The organism is Halobaculum limi (assembly GCF_029490015.1).
GTDB lineage: Archaea > Halobacteriota > Halobacteria > Halobacteriales > Haloferacaceae > Halobaculum > Halobaculum limi.
On sequence record NZ_CP120469.1, the window covers coordinates 340,723 to 356,674 of the forward strand.

General features: G+C 65.1%; 16 protein-coding genes. 5 read left to right on the plus strand and 11 right to left on the minus strand.

Annotated features, from left to right (window positions below; all coding sequences use genetic code 11):
* Positions 1-3: 3 nt before the first annotated feature.
* From P0D77_RS17220 to P0D77_RS17255, 8 genes are all read right to left on the minus strand, one after another.
* Positions 4-1,572, minus strand: coding sequence for an alkaline phosphatase family protein (locus P0D77_RS17220; protein WP_277555953.1), 1,569 nt, complete (start codon positions 1,570-1,572; stop codon positions 4-6).
* On the minus strand, positions 1,569-2,366 hold the full coding sequence (locus P0D77_RS17225; RefSeq protein ID WP_277555954.1) for a polysaccharide deacetylase family protein: 798 nt from the start codon (positions 2,364-2,366) through the stop codon (positions 1,569-1,571). The genes P0D77_RS17220 and P0D77_RS17225 overlap by 4 nt, the downstream gene beginning before the upstream one ends.
* Positions 2,366-3,730, minus strand: a complete 1,365-nt coding sequence (locus P0D77_RS17230) for a nucleotide sugar dehydrogenase (RefSeq protein WP_277555955.1) — start codon at positions 3,728-3,730, stop codon at positions 2,366-2,368. Before P0D77_RS17230 ends, P0D77_RS17225 begins: the two co-directional genes overlap by 1 nt.
* A complete protein-coding gene (locus P0D77_RS17235; protein WP_432764858.1) occupies positions 3,727-4,743 on the minus strand; it encodes a Gfo/Idh/MocA family oxidoreductase in 1,017 nt (338 codons plus the stop codon). Before P0D77_RS17235 ends, P0D77_RS17230 begins: the two co-directional genes overlap by 4 nt.
* Positions 4,740-5,858, minus strand: a complete 1,119-nt coding sequence (locus P0D77_RS17240; protein WP_277555956.1) for a DegT/DnrJ/EryC1/StrS family aminotransferase — start codon at positions 5,856-5,858, stop codon at positions 4,740-4,742. Before P0D77_RS17240 ends, P0D77_RS17235 begins: the two co-directional genes overlap by 4 nt.
* Positions 5,855-6,445: an acyltransferase gene (locus P0D77_RS17245; RefSeq protein WP_277555957.1), complete on the minus strand. Its 591-nt coding sequence runs from the start codon at positions 6,443-6,445 to the stop codon at positions 5,855-5,857. The genes P0D77_RS17240 and P0D77_RS17245 overlap by 4 nt, the downstream gene beginning before the upstream one ends.
* A 196-nt stretch (positions 6,446-6,641) precedes the next feature.
* A complete protein-coding gene (locus P0D77_RS17250) occupies positions 6,642-7,424 on the minus strand; it encodes a class I SAM-dependent methyltransferase (protein WP_277555958.1) in 783 nt (260 codons plus the stop codon).
* A complete protein-coding gene (locus P0D77_RS17255; RefSeq protein WP_277555959.1) occupies positions 7,421-8,854 on the minus strand; it encodes a twin-arginine translocation signal domain-containing protein in 1,434 nt (477 codons plus the stop codon). Before P0D77_RS17255 ends, P0D77_RS17250 begins: the two co-directional genes overlap by 4 nt.
* Before the next feature lie 255 nt (positions 8,855-9,109).
* On the opposite strand from P0D77_RS17255, the gene P0D77_RS17260 reads away from it, so the two are divergent.
* From P0D77_RS17260 to P0D77_RS17270, 3 genes are all read left to right on the plus strand, one after another.
* Complete coding sequence (locus tag P0D77_RS17260; RefSeq protein WP_432764860.1) at positions 9,110-9,319, plus strand: DUF7563 family protein; 210 nt, start codon at positions 9,110-9,112, stop codon at positions 9,317-9,319.
* A 34-nt stretch (positions 9,320-9,353) separates the two neighbouring features.
* Positions 9,354-9,779, plus strand: coding sequence for a restriction endonuclease (locus tag P0D77_RS17265; protein ID WP_343218150.1), 426 nt, complete (start codon positions 9,354-9,356; stop codon positions 9,777-9,779).
* A 206-nt stretch (positions 9,780-9,985) separates the two neighbouring features.
* Positions 9,986-10,270: a HalOD1 output domain-containing protein gene (locus P0D77_RS17270; RefSeq protein ID WP_277555961.1), complete on the plus strand. Its 285-nt coding sequence runs from the start codon at positions 9,986-9,988 to the stop codon at positions 10,268-10,270.
* A gap of 17 nt (positions 10,271-10,287) precedes the next feature.
* Here the strand turns inward: P0D77_RS17270 and P0D77_RS17275 are convergent, their stop codons facing one another.
* Entirely contained in the window at positions 10,288-11,289 is a 1,002-nt protein-coding gene (locus P0D77_RS17275; RefSeq protein WP_277555962.1) for a lipid II:glycine glycyltransferase FemX, read from the minus strand.
* Positions 11,286-12,872, minus strand: a complete 1,587-nt coding sequence (locus tag P0D77_RS17280; RefSeq protein ID WP_277555963.1) for an alkaline phosphatase family protein — start codon at positions 12,870-12,872, stop codon at positions 11,286-11,288. The genes P0D77_RS17275 and P0D77_RS17280 overlap by 4 nt, the downstream gene beginning before the upstream one ends.
* 525 nt (positions 12,873-13,397) lie before the next feature.
* Between P0D77_RS17280 and P0D77_RS17285 the strand changes: the two genes are divergently transcribed.
* Positions 13,398-15,305: a right-handed parallel beta-helix repeat-containing protein gene (locus P0D77_RS17285; RefSeq protein WP_277555964.1), complete on the plus strand. Its 1,908-nt coding sequence runs from the start codon at positions 13,398-13,400 to the stop codon at positions 15,303-15,305.
* On the plus strand, positions 15,305-15,523 hold the full coding sequence (locus tag P0D77_RS17290) for a hypothetical protein (RefSeq protein WP_277555966.1): 219 nt from the start codon (positions 15,305-15,307) through the stop codon (positions 15,521-15,523). The genes P0D77_RS17285 and P0D77_RS17290 overlap by 1 nt, the downstream gene beginning before the upstream one ends.
* 145 nt (positions 15,524-15,668) lie before the next feature.
* Here the strand turns inward: P0D77_RS17290 and P0D77_RS17295 are convergent, their stop codons facing one another.
* Positions 15,669-15,935: a hypothetical protein gene (locus P0D77_RS17295; RefSeq protein ID WP_277555967.1), complete on the minus strand. Its 267-nt coding sequence runs from the start codon at positions 15,933-15,935 to the stop codon at positions 15,669-15,671.
* Between the last annotated feature and the right edge of the window lie 17 nt (positions 15,936-15,952).

The window sequence follows — 15,952 nt, forward strand, 5'->3', positions numbered from 1 at the left end:
TGCTCACTCCAGGTAGCCGAGGTCTGCGAGGCGGTCTTCCACCCCGGCGTCGTCGGCTTCCTCGTCTGTGCGGTCGTCGTCGAGTGCACGACGGGTGCGGACCGTCCGCGTCGCCGCCTCGCTGTCGGGTGCGAACACGTCGAGCACCTCGCCGTCCATATCCTCGGGGACGGCCGCGCCCATCGTGTGCAGCAGCGTCGGCGCGAGGTCGACGATGCGTGCCTCCTGCGTCAGTCCCTCCGAGCGGAAACTGGGGCCGGAGAACAGGAACACGCCGTCGGGCATGTTGCCGCCCAACCAGACGCCGGAGTCGCTGATGGCCTCGCTCGGGCCGATAGCGTCGCTCGTGTGGACGTTGTCGCCCTGGTCGAGGATCAGGTCGGGCGCGTTGTCGACGTACGGGCCGTCGTAGTACTCCTCGCCGCGGTACACCGCCTTCACGATGGGTGCGCCGGTGTCGGGGTGACGAAGCGACTCCAGGCTCTCGATGAGTTCCGTGCGCAGTTCCTCGTAGCCGGGGTCGTCGCGTTCGAGCGTGAGGTAGATCGGCCCCTGGTTGCTCGCGATGGCGCGCGTCTCGTCCCAGTCGAGGATCGAGAGCACGCGGTCGCGCTTGACGCCCTCGTCCCACGGGACCATCTTCTGGATACCCTCGGGGACGACGCGGCTGAGCGTCTCGACCATATTCAGGCGTTTGGCGACCGAGAGCGCGCGCTCGCGGGTGATACCCGCCTTGCGGAGGACGCCGTCGATGTTCTTCTCGACCGAGAGGTAGCCCTGCTGCTGGAGCCAGACGTTGATGTAGAACACTGTCTCGACGTAGCAGGTTCCGTGGTCGGACATAATCAGGATGTCGTGGCCCTGATCGAGGAGGTCGCCGAGGTGGCGGTCGATCCGCTGCCACGCCTCGTACACCGGTTCCTCGTCGTAGAAGTAGTGCTGCAGCGCCATGCTGTAGAACACCGTGAGGTGGAGGAAGTCGGGGTCCTCACGCTCCAACAGCGCCTTCGCGGCGGTGAAGCGGAGGTCGACCAGATCGAGGACGGCCTCGATCTCTTTGGGACCCTTCTCGCTGGGCGAGATCATCGGCGTCGGGTGGACCTGGTAGTCGAGTTCCTCACGAAGGAACTCCTCCACTTCAGGGGGCGTCGCGAAGCCGCGCTTGAGCGAGCGGTACTCCGTCTCGGAGGCGTCGGGGCCGCCCGCGACCATGAAGCCGTCGAGTTGCTTCGGCGGGTACGTCGACGGCTTGTTGATGACGCCAGCAGTCATCCCCTCGTCGTTGAGGTAGTCCCACAGTTCCGCGCTTTTGAAGTCGGTCGCGTCGTGGAAGACGTGTTTGCGGTTTCGCGTGTCGATCCGGTCGAACCGGTACACACCGAGTTTGCCGGGGTTCTTGCCAGTCGCGTAGCACTTCCAGTTGGGGACCGTCAGCGGGGGCAGGCAACTCTGTGAGACGCCACCGACGCCGTCGTCGATGAGTCGCTGGAGGTTGGGGAGGTCGCCGTCGGCGAGCCAATCGCCGATCAGGTCCCAGTTCGCACCGTCGAGTCCGATAGTGATCGTTGTCATGAGATTGTCGTGGGGGGGCGGACCAGGCGCAAGCCGCGCTTCACGGCGTTAATCGCGTGGTCCTTCGTTCGTTCGAGTAGCAGTTCGGGCATCGAGTCGGCCCACCGCTCGGGGTGGACGAGCAGGCAGCCTCGGTCGAAGGCAGTCGACCGGAGGAGAGCCGCGAGGTCGGCGGTCCGGGCCGCAGAGACCGCTTTCTCGCTGGCGCCGACGGTGTAGTCTTTGATCTTGAGGGGGCCGTCGAGCCAGGTGCGCCCCGTGTCCGAGAAGTACGTCACGTCGACGAAGTCCATCGAGAGGTACGCCTCGCCGAGCAGGTCGTACTCGTCGAAGTCGGGCGCGTCGTCGTCGGTCCACATCGTGCGGTTGTCGTGCGGAGACAGGGGGTTGCCGTGCATACACACCGTGTCCACCTCGCAGTAGCGGCGGAACATCGAGAGGTTGCGCGCGAACCGCTCGTGTGCAGCCTCCAGATCACCGTCGCTACGGACGAAGTCCTCGTAGTGGTAGCCGACCTCGTGGCCGAGCGACTCCAACAGGCGCACGAACTCGGGATCGAACGTCGACGTGCGCACGTAGTACGTCGCCCGTACGCCGCGGTCGGCCTCGATGCGGGCCATCTTGACGGCGTTTTGCACCTTCCGGTCCACGTCGTGGCGGAGGATCAGGTAGCGGTCGGGGCGGTCCTCGGCGTCGGCCGCGAGGTAATCGGCGACGGTGAGGAACTCGTAGCCGGCCTCGGCGGCCGCATCGAGGAGGCCCTCGTACGCGTCGGTGGTGAAGTCGTCACCCATCAGTCACCTCTGCCGACCACGTAGACGGGTCGGCCGATTCGGCTGGCGTCGAGGACGTCGCGCGTGTCGATTACGGTCGTCTCCTCGGGGAACGCCCGCCAGTCGATGGCGTCGAACTCCTCGTGCGCGGTCGCGAGCACCACCGCGTCGGCGTCGATGCTCGACACCTCGTCGGGGTGGACCCACGTCGCGGGGACGCCCTCGGCGTCGACGAGTGGGTCGCTGGCGTACACCGTCGCACCGCGCGAGGCGAGCGACCGACAGATGTCGATGGCCGGACTCGCACGCGTCTCTGCGACGCCTGCGCGGTAGGTCAACCCGAGGACGACGACTGTCGCTCCCGAGAGGTCGAGGCCACGGTCGTCGAGTTTGCCGGCGACGATGCCGGCGACGTGGTCGGGCGTGGCGTCGTTGACCTCGCGGGCGGTCGCGAGGAGGGGTGCGGGCGTCTCCAGCCAGTTGAGCACGAAGTACGGGTAGTACGGGATGCAGTGGCCGCCGACGCCGGGGCCGGGCGTGTGGATGTCGCAGTACGGCTGGGTGTTCGCCACCTCGATGGCCTCGCGCACGTCGATGTCGAGTTCCTCGGTGAACCGGGCGAGTTCGTTCGCCAGCGCGATGTTGACGTCGCGGTACAACCCCTCGAACACCTTGACCGCCTCTGCGGTGGTCGTGTCCGAGACGGTGATGACCTCGTTGTCGACGAGTTCGCCGTACACTAGCGCCGCGGCGCGGGTGCTCTCGTCGTTGATACCGCCGACGACCTTCGGGTGGCTCCCGCGGACGTCCGCGAGGGCGCGTCCGCTGGATGTGCGCTCGGGGCAGAAGGCTAGTCCGAAGTCGTCGAAGTCGAGGCCGCTCTCGTAGCGGAGGAGCGGTCCGAGCACGTCGCGGCAGGTCCGCGGCGGGAGCGTCGACTCGATGCAGACCAGATCGCCCGGCGAGAGGCCGCGCGCGATGTTGCGGACGACGCTCGTGACGACGGAGGTGTCGGGTTCGTCGTCCTCGGTGATGAGCGTCGGGACGATGACGACGTGGATGCGGGCGTCTCTGGCCGCCTGCACCGCGTCTGTCGTCGCGCGAAGTGCGCCGTCAGCGACGAGGTCGCCGACGAGGTCCGCGAGACCAGGTTCGTTCTTGACGTGACAGCCGCCCTCGTTGATGGTGTCGACGACCGTCTCGTCGATGTCGACGCCGGTGACCGCGCCGGTCGTCTCGCCGAACACGGCGGCGATGGGGAGGCCCATCTTCCCGAGGCCGTAGACGGCGACGGGGTACTCCCCGTCGCGGAACGCCTCGCGTTGGAGCGCTTCTGGCTGTTCGTTGCCGTAGAGGCCGGGAGCCAGTTCGGCGCGTTCGCTCACGAACCCACCTCGCGAGTCGCCGCGAGCGTGTCTTCCATCCCGATGATGCTCTCGATCTGTCGGGCGAACTGGACGGCTGCGAGGCCGTCTTCGGCGGTGACGAGGGGCTCGGTCCCTTCCCGGGCGGCCTCGACGAACGCCGCGAGTTCCGCCTTCAGGGGTTCGCCGGTTTCGACGAACGGCCGTTCGATGACGCTCTCCGTGCGGTGGCGCATCATCCCGTCGGCCTCGACGTAGGCGGGCATCTCGCTGCGGTGTATCTCGACCGTCTGCGCGAGGTAGTCGACGACGACGAGACACTCGCTGGCGGTGATCTCTAGTCGCCGCACCTTCTGCCGGGTGATCCGACTGGCGGTGAACGTAGCGACCGTACCGTCCTCGTAGACGCACTGGGCGGTGGCGTAGTCGCCGTCGGCCGCGCCGGTCGCACCGAGCATCCCCGGGCGAGCGCCGACGACCGCGTTGACCACGTCGATGTCGTGGATCATCAGGTCAGAGACGACCGTGCCGTCGAGTTTCCGGTCGACCGGGGGGCCGAGACGGCGGGCGTCGACCGCGATGACGTCCAGATCCGGAAGGATCCGCATCAGCGTGCGCACCGCCGGGTTGAACCGTTCGACGTGGCCAACCTGGACGGTGACGCCTTCACGGGCGGCACGGGCGGCGAGGTCGCGGCCGACGCCGAGGTCGTCCACGAACGGCTTCTCGACGAGGGCGTGGACGCCCGCGTCGATACACTGCTCCAACACCGGTGCGTGTGCAGAGGTCGGGACGGCGATGCTGACGGCGTCAGCGACTTCGAGGAGTCCGGCGGTGTCGTAGGCGGTGGTGCCGTACTCGCTCGCGACGCGTTCGGCCGACTCGGTATCCATGTCGGCGACGCCGACGAGTTCCGCGCCGGCGAGTTCGCTGTAGACGCGGGCGTGGTTGCGCCCCATACTGCCGGTACCGACGACGCCGACGCGCATCGGCCCGTCGCTGGTGTGGCCGCTCGATCCGTTGTCGAGGCTCACGACTCCATCCTCCCGCTCGCGGTCTCCGGTACGCGGCCAGAGTCGGCAAACGCGTGTACCGCCGCGGCGATTTGGTCGAGGTCGTCCGTCGACAAGCCGGGGTGGACCGGCAACGAGAGGACGCGGTCGGCCTCTCGTTCTGCGACGGCCATCTCGACGTCGACGTGATCGTAGGCGGGTTGCTGGTGGATCGGCAGCGGATAGTACACCGCCGAAGAGACGTCGTGGTCGGCGAGGTGCGACTGCAAGAGATCGCGGTGGTCCGAACGCACCGTGTACTGGTGGTACACGGAGGTTCGATTCTCCGGTTCGACCGGCGTCTCGACGGGCGCGTCCGCGAGGGCGTCGTTCAGGTACGCCGCGTTGGCACGCCGGGCCTCGTTGAACTCCGGCAGACGGGTCAGTTGCGCGCGGCCGATACCGGCACAGAGGCTCGTCATCCGGAAGTTGTGGCCGACGAAGCCGTGTTCGTAGCCGACCGTCCGTCCGTGGTCACAGAAGCGAGCGGCACGTTCGGCGACCTTCTCGTGGCGGGTGGTGATCATCCCACCCTCGCCGCAGGTCATATTCTTCGTCGGGTAAAACGAGAAGCAGGCGGCGTCGGCGAGGTTGCCGACCGTCTCCCCCTCGTAGGTCGCGCCGTGTGCCTGTGCGGCGTCCTCGACGAGGTACACGTCGTACTCGTCGGCGAGTTCGCGCAGCGGAGCCATATCGGCAGGCATCCCGTAGATGTGGACCGCGAGGATGGCGGCGACGTCGTCGCGTTCCTCGAGCACTTCGGCCACGCGGTCGGGGTCGAGGTTGAGCGTCGTCTCCTCGACGTCGGCGAACACCGGCGTCGCACCCGCGTGGGCGATGGAGTTCGCGCTCGCGATGAACGAGAACGGCGTCGTGATGACGGCATCGCCCTCGCCGATTTCGAGGCCCTCGAAGGCGGCGTGCAGGGCGGTCGTCCCGTTGGTTGCGGCGACCGCGTGGGGTGCGCCACAGAAGGTGGCGAACTCGCGTTCGAACGCGCGAACCTCGTCGCCGTCGGCTAGTTGGCCGGAGTCGAGCACGCGGAGGACGGCCTCGCGCTCGGGGTCGCCGATCACGGGGTTAGCGAGTTGGATCACCGGCTGTTCCCCCCCGTGAGTTCTTCCGGAAGCGGACGGAACTCTGCTGGCGAACCGACCGCGAGCGTTCGCGGCGGGACGTCCTTCGTGACGAGGGCGTTGGCGGCGACGAACGCTCCCTCACCGACGGTGATGCCGGGGAGGATAGTCGCGTTCGCGCCGACGGAGACGTCGTCTTCGAGCGTCGGGGCGGTGAGTTCGCCCTCGGTCCGCAGCGGATACGGGTCGTTCGTCAAGACGGCGTGGGGACCGAGGAACACTCGGTCACCGAGCGTCGTTCCGGTGGGGCAGTACACGCCCGTCTGGATGCTGACGCCGTCGCCGACGGTGCAGTCGCCGTCGAGGACCGAGTTGGTCCCCACGAGGACGTCGTCGCCGATGGTGGTTCCCTCGCGGACCAGCGCGTGGTGGCCAGTGGTGAACCGGTCGCCGACGACGACGTCGCCGTAGATGATCGTTCCCTCGCGGATAGTCGGGTCTGCCCCGATCTGCGGCTTCGAGCCGTCATCTCGTTTCAGCGTCGCGCCGGGATCGACCTCCGAGGCGTGGTAGTCGCCGTCGTCGTCGTAGCCGTACGCGTCAGTCATTGCTGACCTCCGTCGGTCAGGTAGTTCGATCCCCCACCGGAGCCAGCCTGCTCCAACCTAGAGGGTCGCCGCACTCCGGTCCGTGCTGTGGATATGTGTGGAGACATTGTTCCGTAACCCCGCTTGTGGCGGTTACGAGTCGGATGCATCCTTCCGACCATTGTTATGGACGAGTTTTCTGGCTGTTATCAGTGTGTTAACCGCCCGAGGCGCCCGTTTTCGCCACAATGAACAGTGACGGTCCGAACCACGCCGAGAGGGGTCCCGAGCGCCCCAACAACGCGACGGTTCGGAAGCCGTGAGCGTCGAGGCGACGGCGCTGCGTGCGCGGGTCGGTGACGTGGACGCGCTTGGGCGAGTGGGTGGTCACGTCACGTCTGTACGGTGTGCTCCAGTTGGCCTCGAGTCCGTTGAGCGTCCAGTAGCGCCAGAGCCGTCGGAGGTGTTGCGGCGTCGGTGGAAACGGAACCAGCCACCGGAACCGATTGCGCGTCGCGAACGCGAACACACCGTCGGGAACGAGGACGCGGCGAATCTCGGCGAGTGCGGCGTCACGCGCGGCCGCCGGGCGGAGTTCGTCGAGGCCGTTGAACGAGAACAGGACGGCGTCGAAGGAGTCGTTCGCGAACGGAAGCGTAGCGGCGTCGGCGACGGCGTATGCCGCGTCATCGCCGTACGTCGCGGCCGCTGTCACCATCGGCCGACTCACGTCGACGCCGACCACGTCGAATCCCTGCTCGGCCAGAGGCGCGGTCGTCCGTCCCGTGCCACAGCCGACGTCGAGGACGCGCCCGCCGGCAGGGAAGTAGTCGGCTATCGCTCGACGCTCTCGAGAGAACAGTCCACGTGCGCGTAGTCGCGAGTAGAAGTCGACGAACGACTCGGAGTCGTAGTAGCCACGCATTCGGGCCGCTTCGTCGCCGTCAGCCGCCTGGGGAGACGCGTCGCTGGAGGCCGTGTCGTTTGCGACGGTGGTCACCGAAATCGACTCTCCGTGACGGTCGAACCACACGAGCCGTTCATATTGGTGGTCGGATTCTCGGTGTCCTCGTGGACGACGACGTTGCGGCGGGGGAACGAGGAGTCCCGGACGACGAACGGGTAGCCCGTGACCGAGATGTGCGAGTCGACGAACTCGCCGGAGATGTCGTCGGCGTGGATGCCGTCGCGGTCGAATCCGGGCTGGTACATACAGATGTTGCGTAGGGTGACGTTATCGCGACCACTGGCCTGGATGGCCGCTCCCTCGCCCGCAGAGCCAGTGATCGTGATTCCCTCACAGACGAACGGGCCGGCACGAGCGGCCTCGGTGGAGGCGTTCTTGAATCGGAGCGCGTTCACGTCGTCGGCGTCGACGTGGATCAGCGTGTTGCGAACCGTCGCCGACTCCAGTTCGGAGGAGAACGTGATAGCGCCGTCGCTGGAGGTGACTTCCAGCATCTCGACGAAACAGTCCTCGACGAGGACGGAGTGACCATTGCGGAGGCGGATACCGCGCATATTCTCGCCGCCGCCCTCGGCGTCGTCACAGCGGACGTGGACGCCGCGGATCACCGCGTCTTCGGCGACTTCGATGCGGACACCGGCGACGCCGTTGTTTAGATACCGACCGCCGATGACGTTGACTGTTCCTTCGGGCGGATTGGCGTACAGGCCGTTGTCGGGGAAGCCGTCGATCTCACAGTCGAGGAACGACAACTCGCCGTGGTTCTCGTCGCCGACCTCACAGCCAGTCACCTTCGTGTCGCCCGGTGCGCCGTCGGGGAGGTAGAGGCGCCGGACGACGCCGGCGCCGTCCGGGTCAGTTACGTCGACCCGGAAGAGGTCTTGTGGTACGTCTGCCTCTCCGGAGACGGCTACGTCCTCGATGAGGAGGCGGTCGCTCGCGGCGATCTGTACCGGACGGCCGCCGGTATCTACCGCGTTGAAGTCGAACGTGACTCCTGAGAGGAGTGCCGATCCGACTGGGTCGGGCCACCCGAACGTGAGTATCGTATCTTCGTTGCCGTCCTGCGGAACGAGGGTAGCCCGGTCGCCGACAATGCCGACTCGGTCTACGCCGTCAGCCCCAACGGTTCCATCGATCAGATATCGACCACGTGGGAGAAACACGAGGGCGTCGTCGCCAACGTGCCGTTCGAGGATGTCGTCGATGGAGACGCTCCCGGTCGCGTCGGCGCCCTCCTCCTGTAAGTCGACGACGCCGTCGAACCCCCACTCGAGTGCGAGTTCCTCGATCGTTCTCTGCTGTGGTGTCGACTCCGGGTCTGGAGAACTCTCGCTCCGACCGGGGAGGTCGGTCCTGACAGACGTCGGGTCACCGCCGGGGAGTGCGCCGCACCCCGCCGTACCGGCGGCGACCGGGAGGATGGCCAGTCGCTTGAGAAACTCCCGGCGATTCGTATTCACACCGTGTCAAGCGGGTCGGTACGGCATTGTTATTGTCCGTCCATTCGACGCAATGTGTGGTTCCACACGGCGTGTTCGAGCGCAGTGGTAGTGACAGAAGCAGGTACCGACACCGAACTGCGAGACTGACGAGAACCGACACACGCGGCGGGGGAACGCACCTGTCCCGTCGCCGAGGCGAGCGTTCGAGACGTCGACTGCGTGTGAGTATCGATCAGAATCCTTCGATTTCGGGGAGTTCGGGAGTAACTAACAATGATGGTTCGGCGTTGGGTGGTGGGTATGCCAGAGTGTGTGACCTGCGGCAATCACGTGACAGAACAGTTCGCACGAGTGTTCGGAGACAACCGCAACGTCGTCCACCGCTGTATCGCCTGTTCACGTGCCGCCGACCTCGACGAGAGTCCGGCGGGCGACAGTCGCACGTCATCGGAGGGGGAATGGGAGTTAACCACCTGGAGCTGAGCAGAACCGTCTCACGGCTGGTGTCCGAGACGCGATGACCGGCGGCGACCGAGAGGTCTCACCGGGGGGGTCGCCTGACATCGCCCGTCTGCAAGCGGCATCGACCGATCAGCTCAGAGAGCTAGTGGCGACCCTGTGGCAGTCGTCGGGATGGGAGGTCGACACCAGTGTTCGAGTGGATACACTCCTCGCGACCCGGTCGGCCGACGCTGGCGACAGCCGACGGCTCCTCCGCGTCAGAACCGGCGAGACGGCGGCGACGGCACTGTTCATCCGTGAGACCGTCGAGTTGATGCGCACGCAGTCGGCGACTGGAGCGGTCGCTGTATCCGTCGCCGGGTTCGAAGACAGTGCCGTCGCCACCGCGAACGCGTACGGCGTCGACCTCGTCGGCCCGCGTGCGCTGGCAGTCGACCTGAGCGCGGTCGACGAGGAATTCGCTGACGACTCGGGTATATAAAACAGCTACCAAATATATTTGTGTATCTTCGAATTCTGATAGGTAATACCATCATACTTCTGAAATTGCGTTACCCAGTCGACTGAGCTCGGCTTATCGGTGGTTTCGATATAGCTCGAATTTTCAGCAATTCGATAGTACAAATAAATAATTCGTAGTTCTTATCAATGAGTAGTTGATTTGTGAGATAGATTGAGTTCACAGCTATGACGAACGAACGAGTACTCGTCGGGGGGACACGAATCGACGACTTCGGCTATCGAACGGACTGGGGAGCGTACGACCGTCCCAGTACCGCCGCCGTCGTCGCTGTGGCTGATGCAACCGAGACGGAGCAGTCTGAACTCCCAGTGTTCAACGACGCCATCGACGGGGACGCGTTAGACACGCTTCTCACCAACACCGACGCGTCCGTCGACATCACGTTCGAGTACGCGGACGTGACAGTGCATCTCTCGTCGACCGGGACGCTCGCGATCAAAACAGACTGACACGCCGACTCGTCGCTTCAGCGGAGTTTGTTGTACAGCGAAACGGCGACGTCCATCGTTCGCGAGGAGGTCTTGAGTCGGTAGTACGGAACCAACTCCGGTGCGAACTTCGCTTTGTACTCCGCGAGGCGTGGATTGTTCGCGCCCGCGAGGTCGAACGCCGTGAGGCCGCGTTCGGCGGCACCCTGGCAGGCGGCCCAATCGAGCAAATCGTTCGCCGGGAGATCACATGACGGCTTTGCCGATCCCAGCCAGCGGATCGACGTGTTCCACCCTTCCATACAGATCGTTCCAGCGACAGTCTCGCCGTCGATCCGACAGACGAGCGGTCGGACCACGCCCTCGGGTAACGCCTCGTAGAGGTCGATGACGAACGCCGCTGTGACGGGGAACGGTTCGTCTTGCTCAGCGTGGCGGTCGGCGGTCTGTTCGACGATTTGTCGGATGTCGTCGGCGTCGCCCTCGACGATCTCGTAGTCGACGTCGTGGTCGTCGGTGATATTACGCCGGGCATCGGAACTGAATCCGCTGAGCAGTTCGTCGGGAGACTTCGACAGGTCGACGACATACGTGTAGCGCGGGTCCGCCTCGTAGGACGCCCACGAGAACGGGCGGACGTCGTCGTAGCCGGGCGCGGTACGGATCTGCACGAGTGCTGGGTCGATCCTCGTCGAGATGTGCGCGATCGCCTCGTCGACGAAGTCGTGGTGTTGGCGGTCGAGACGGCGGCGCTTCGGTGCGTCACCACGGACGACGAGCGACGGGCCGAGATACGGGATCTTCAGGTCAGGCGGCGGCGAGAAGACGCCGGTGACCGGGCCGCGATCCATCTCGAACAGCGGGAACACGCCGACGGGTTCCTGCCCTTTGAAGCCCGCAAGCCGGTGGAGTCGGGCGTCAGCGGCCGACGCCAACACGTCCAGCGCCTCTGCGTAGTGGAACGGCGTCGGCGTCGCCGCGTGGTCGAGGTAGCTGTTCCACTCCTCGTCGTCCTCGACGACGCGAATCTCGATGCTCATTGCTCCTCCTCCAGATACCCAAGGTTCGAGAGATGCGCACGGACCGCCTCCGTATCGGCGGCCTCGACGTCTCGCGTCGTGAACGGCGCGTACTCGATGGGTTCGACCGACGACACCGGAGCGAGCGTCTCGCCGTCCATCCGGTCGCTGGGCGGGACGCCGAGCGAGGAGAGGACGGTCGGTGCGATGTCGAACAGGTGTGCCTCGCCGAGGGGGATCGACGGGTCGACGCCGAGGCCGGTCATCGCGACGATACCCGTCGGCTTGTGGTTCCATGCCTGACTTGTCGGGCCGAACGCGTCGTCGCGGATGGCCGCTGAGAGGTACACGTCGAAGTCAGCTGGGACGGTGACGATGTCAACTGTCTCATCAACGAACGGACCCTCATACACCTCTTCGCTCGGGAGTACGGCTGAAAACACCGGATCGCCGTCGGGCGTGCGGGCCGCTTCGAGCGCGGCGATAAGGTCGTCGCGAACGGAGGGGAACTCGCTCGGAGAGACGACGCCCTCCGGGTCGCGTCCGGCCTTGTTGATCCGAACACCAAGTTCCGTGCGCGAGCGCATATACGCCGTTGAGGCGGGGAAGTCGACTCGCTCGGTCGCGGCGTGGACCGTCTCCTTGGAGACGTGTTGTAAGACGAAGTCGTCTAATCGAAGTGCTTCGAGCAAGCGACCGATCCGTTGGCTCGTCAACCCAATGGCGGACGCCCCCTGGACGACGCGCTGTGCAAGCGTCGCGGTGTCGCCACCTTCACGGGCGAGCGACCCCCACGAGGGCATCCCACCCTCGCCGGTCGTCGTCCGCACGAACTCTTGGTCGCGGAGAAACGTGTTAACACGGAACTCGCCGCTGGTAATCGGTCCGATACCGTGGTCGCTGGCGATGATTATCGTGTCGGGGTCGCACTCCTCGATGATCGTCGCGAGTTCGTCGTCGACGGCGCTGAAGACCGTCCGAACGGCCTCGTCGTCTTCCGGCCGTTCGTGGAACACGGTGTCCGTTTGCTGGAACTGGACGAATCCGAAGTGCGGGTCGTACTCCGCACACAGGTGGCGGAACGCGGCCCCGCGCATCCGAATGAGTCGGTCATACCAGTCAATCGCTTCCTCATCGCTCTCGTGCGCGGGCGCGTATACTCGATACTCACCAATCTCCTCGCGGAGGTCGTCGAGCAGTCCCTCAGGGTGGCACGCAGGCTCTTCGGGCGAGACGTAGCCAGGGACGAGCGCCCCGTCGAAGGGACGTGCAGGGCTGGTCACGGGGACGTTGACGACGACGCTCGTCAGTCCGCGTTGGTCGAGCAGTTCCCAGATGGCGTGTTCGTGGACGTCGCTGCGGTCGACGAGCGACCAGTCGTAGCCGTCGAACGAGAGGAAGTCGAATACGCCGTGCTTACCAGGGTTAACTCCGGTGTACAACGATGGCCACGCGCTGGGAGTCCACGGTGGAAGCTGGGAGTCCAAATCGCCGACGACGCCGTCGGCGAACACCGACTCCAGCGTCGGCACGACTCCGTCTGCAAACAATGGTTCCAAGACCGGGAGACAGACCCCGTCGAGGCCAACGAGGAGAGTCCGCATTCGGGAAGGATCTCTGTCACTCACACAGAGTGGCACTCGAGGAACGGGCTTTGTTATAAGCGGCCAAAACCGGCGGCTCGAGGTTGTACTAACCGATAGCTGCCCCCTCACCCTTCCAGCAAGTACGGTGACCCATCATAGCTACTCAGCGATCCTACCGCTCGTGAGAGAGGGCCTACTAGTCGTACGACGCCCAGGGAACGGCGATATCGCCGGATCCAGGATTCGGCCCGACGCAGCGGAACGAGCGCAGCGTATGCAGTCTGGGGAGCCCCTCCGATTCGCTCACAGAAGCCTACTGCTTGAACGTCGTTTCTTACCGAACGCACCAGTCACCTTACTCAATTGAAATCCCACCCTACGCGTAGTAATTTAATTGATATTTATTTGGGAATTATTCTGTACATTATCGAAACGTACGATATGGAGAACGTACTCTCGATCGCAGGCAATTAGCTGTAACCTACCGCCGTTCTGTGGCGAACTTGTCGGAGTCTACTTTTAGGTATGCTCGACTTTCGAAGTATGGCAAACAGCCATACAGGGGATGAGGAACAGAATGGAGAGCCTACCGACGAAGACCAGAACGCGGCTGCGGGCCGGCGGACCTTCCTGAAGGGGGTCGGCGCGTTCGCCGCGATGGGCGGAGCAGGCGTCCTCGCGACCGAGGCGGCCTCGGCCGCGGGTGACTTTGGCGACTTCAGTGAGCCCTCGGGTGAGGTTACGATCCCGCCGGGCGAGTACACCTGGGACGACGACGACCTCGACATCGGGTCGGGCGACGCACTGATCGGCGGCGGCAACCCCGGCGACGTCGTCGTGAATATGGAGGGCGGCACGATGGACGGGAACATCTCTGGGACGTTCCAGAACATCGTCATCCGCGGCGACAACAAGGACTCGAAGTCCGGAATCGACGTCGCCGACGGCGCGGTCATCGACGGCTTCCACTGGCCGGAGGGCGGCCAGCAGAGTGAGGACCGCTGTTTCTACAACCCAGACGGCGGCGACCGCGCGACCATCAAGAACTCCTCGTGGGCGTGGATGGTCAACAACGGCGCGTACACGGACAAGATGCCGATGACGTACGAGAACTGTGCGGCCATCAACAACAACATCGCGAACATCCGGATCGGTCACCGCGAGTCCGACCCGGACGAGGTCACGTACATCCGCAACTGCCTGATAGCGGTGACGCAAGAGCCACAGTACGACGATACTAACGTCCCGAACGCGCGTGGTATCCGGATGCGTCAGAAGGGGACGTTCGTCATCGAGAACTGTTACTTCATCTACCTCGACGTGGACGGCGCGGCCGACCTCATCGAGATTCACGACGGCGCGGAGGACTCGGACGTGACCATCCGCAACTGCGCGTTCTACAACGACACCGACCGTGACCTCGTGCGCGACAAGGGTAACGGGATGGCCGACGTGACCATCGAGGACTGCTCGTTCCACGGGTCGGGCAGCGACCGGATCGAGCCCGACTACGACGGCAACGGGCTCGTCGACAAGCAGGTAACCTTCCCCTTCCCGTCGGAAATCACGGGCTACGCGGTCGCCGACGAGGCAGAGGGTGTCGGCTCGGGCATCGGCCCGTGGGGCGAGAAGTCCACCGGCAGCACCTCGACGACCGAGGAAGAGGAGGAACCAGACCCCGCGGAGTACGACCACACGCTCGTCCTCGAAGCCAGCGAGGACAACCCGGTCGACTCCTCCGCGACGCCCGGTGACTTCGACCTCGACATCGTCGTCTCCGGCGACGCAGTGCTGGGCGACACGGCCGAACCCGGTGAAGACAGCATCACGGCCAACAGCGACGGCACCTCGACCATCCAGGTGAGCAACCTGATGCCGGGCGAACTCGACTCCTACCGCTTCAACGGTGAGGTCGTCGACTACGTCAAAGACAGCGGCTACGACGTGACTGTCTCGCTCGACGGGACGACGACGACGCTGGCGGAACTCGTCGGCGAGGAGCCAACGTCGGACGATTCTACGACCGACGACGGCTCGACGACCGACGACGGTTCCACAACGGACGACGGCTCGACGTCCGATGGCTCCACGACCGACGATGGGTCGACGACTGACGACGAATCGACGGACGACGGCTCCTCGACTGACGATGGGTCGACCGACGATGGCTCCACGTCGACGGACATGACGAAGCGCGTCGTCGTCGATGGCTCCGGTAACGACCGGCCGACGAACTACACGTTCACCGTCTCCGGGGACGTCGTCCGCGACACGGACGCGAGTTCCGCAACGGACGACGGGACCACTTGGGACCGCGTCGAGGACATTGCCCAGGACGGGCAGGTCATCGGCCTCGTCGGCTCCGGCGTCGACGCCTACCGTTTCAGCGGGAACATCACCAGCGTCACCGTCGACGGGGAGGCGACCTTCACCGTCGAGCGGGGGCTGTAATGGCGCAAGCCGTGGAGGACCTCTGGCGGGAGCTACCGCCGAACCCGGACCCAGAGGACGACCTGGGATACGAGCTCGTCGAGCTCGACTTCATCCCGACGTCCACGAGCGGGGGCAAGGAGGTCCTCGTCCTCCCGACTGACGAGGAGATGCTCCGCGAGGACGCGTTCATCGTCATCGACCGGAGTTCGGTGGAGGACCTGGGCGACCTCGCCTGACGGCCCTCTACACCGGTCGGCGTACCGCCGACCGACTGCGCCCCGCTGACGCGACGGACTGCGACCCTCCAGTTTCGGTGTGCCCTCCAGATACGGCGGCCGGTCGACGGCCGCTATCACACCATCCCTCTTCTCTACGCACCGTTCACGACGGAAGCTGATACACCTCGATGACGTCCGGCGTGATTCGGACCCAGTGGTCCCACAACTCGAACGACACCGTCGTCGTCGACCCCGATCCGATAGCGTCGAGTGCATCCGCGTCGAGCGACTCTTGTAACACCGGCCGTCCACGGGTCGTCTCCACACCGATCCGGTCGAACACCAACAGGAGTTGTTCTGACACCGAGAGCCACGGTGAACGAGGGTCGGTCGCCTCCGGCGAGCAGTCGAGATCGGTCGGAACCAGCATACTCACAGCCCGGGACC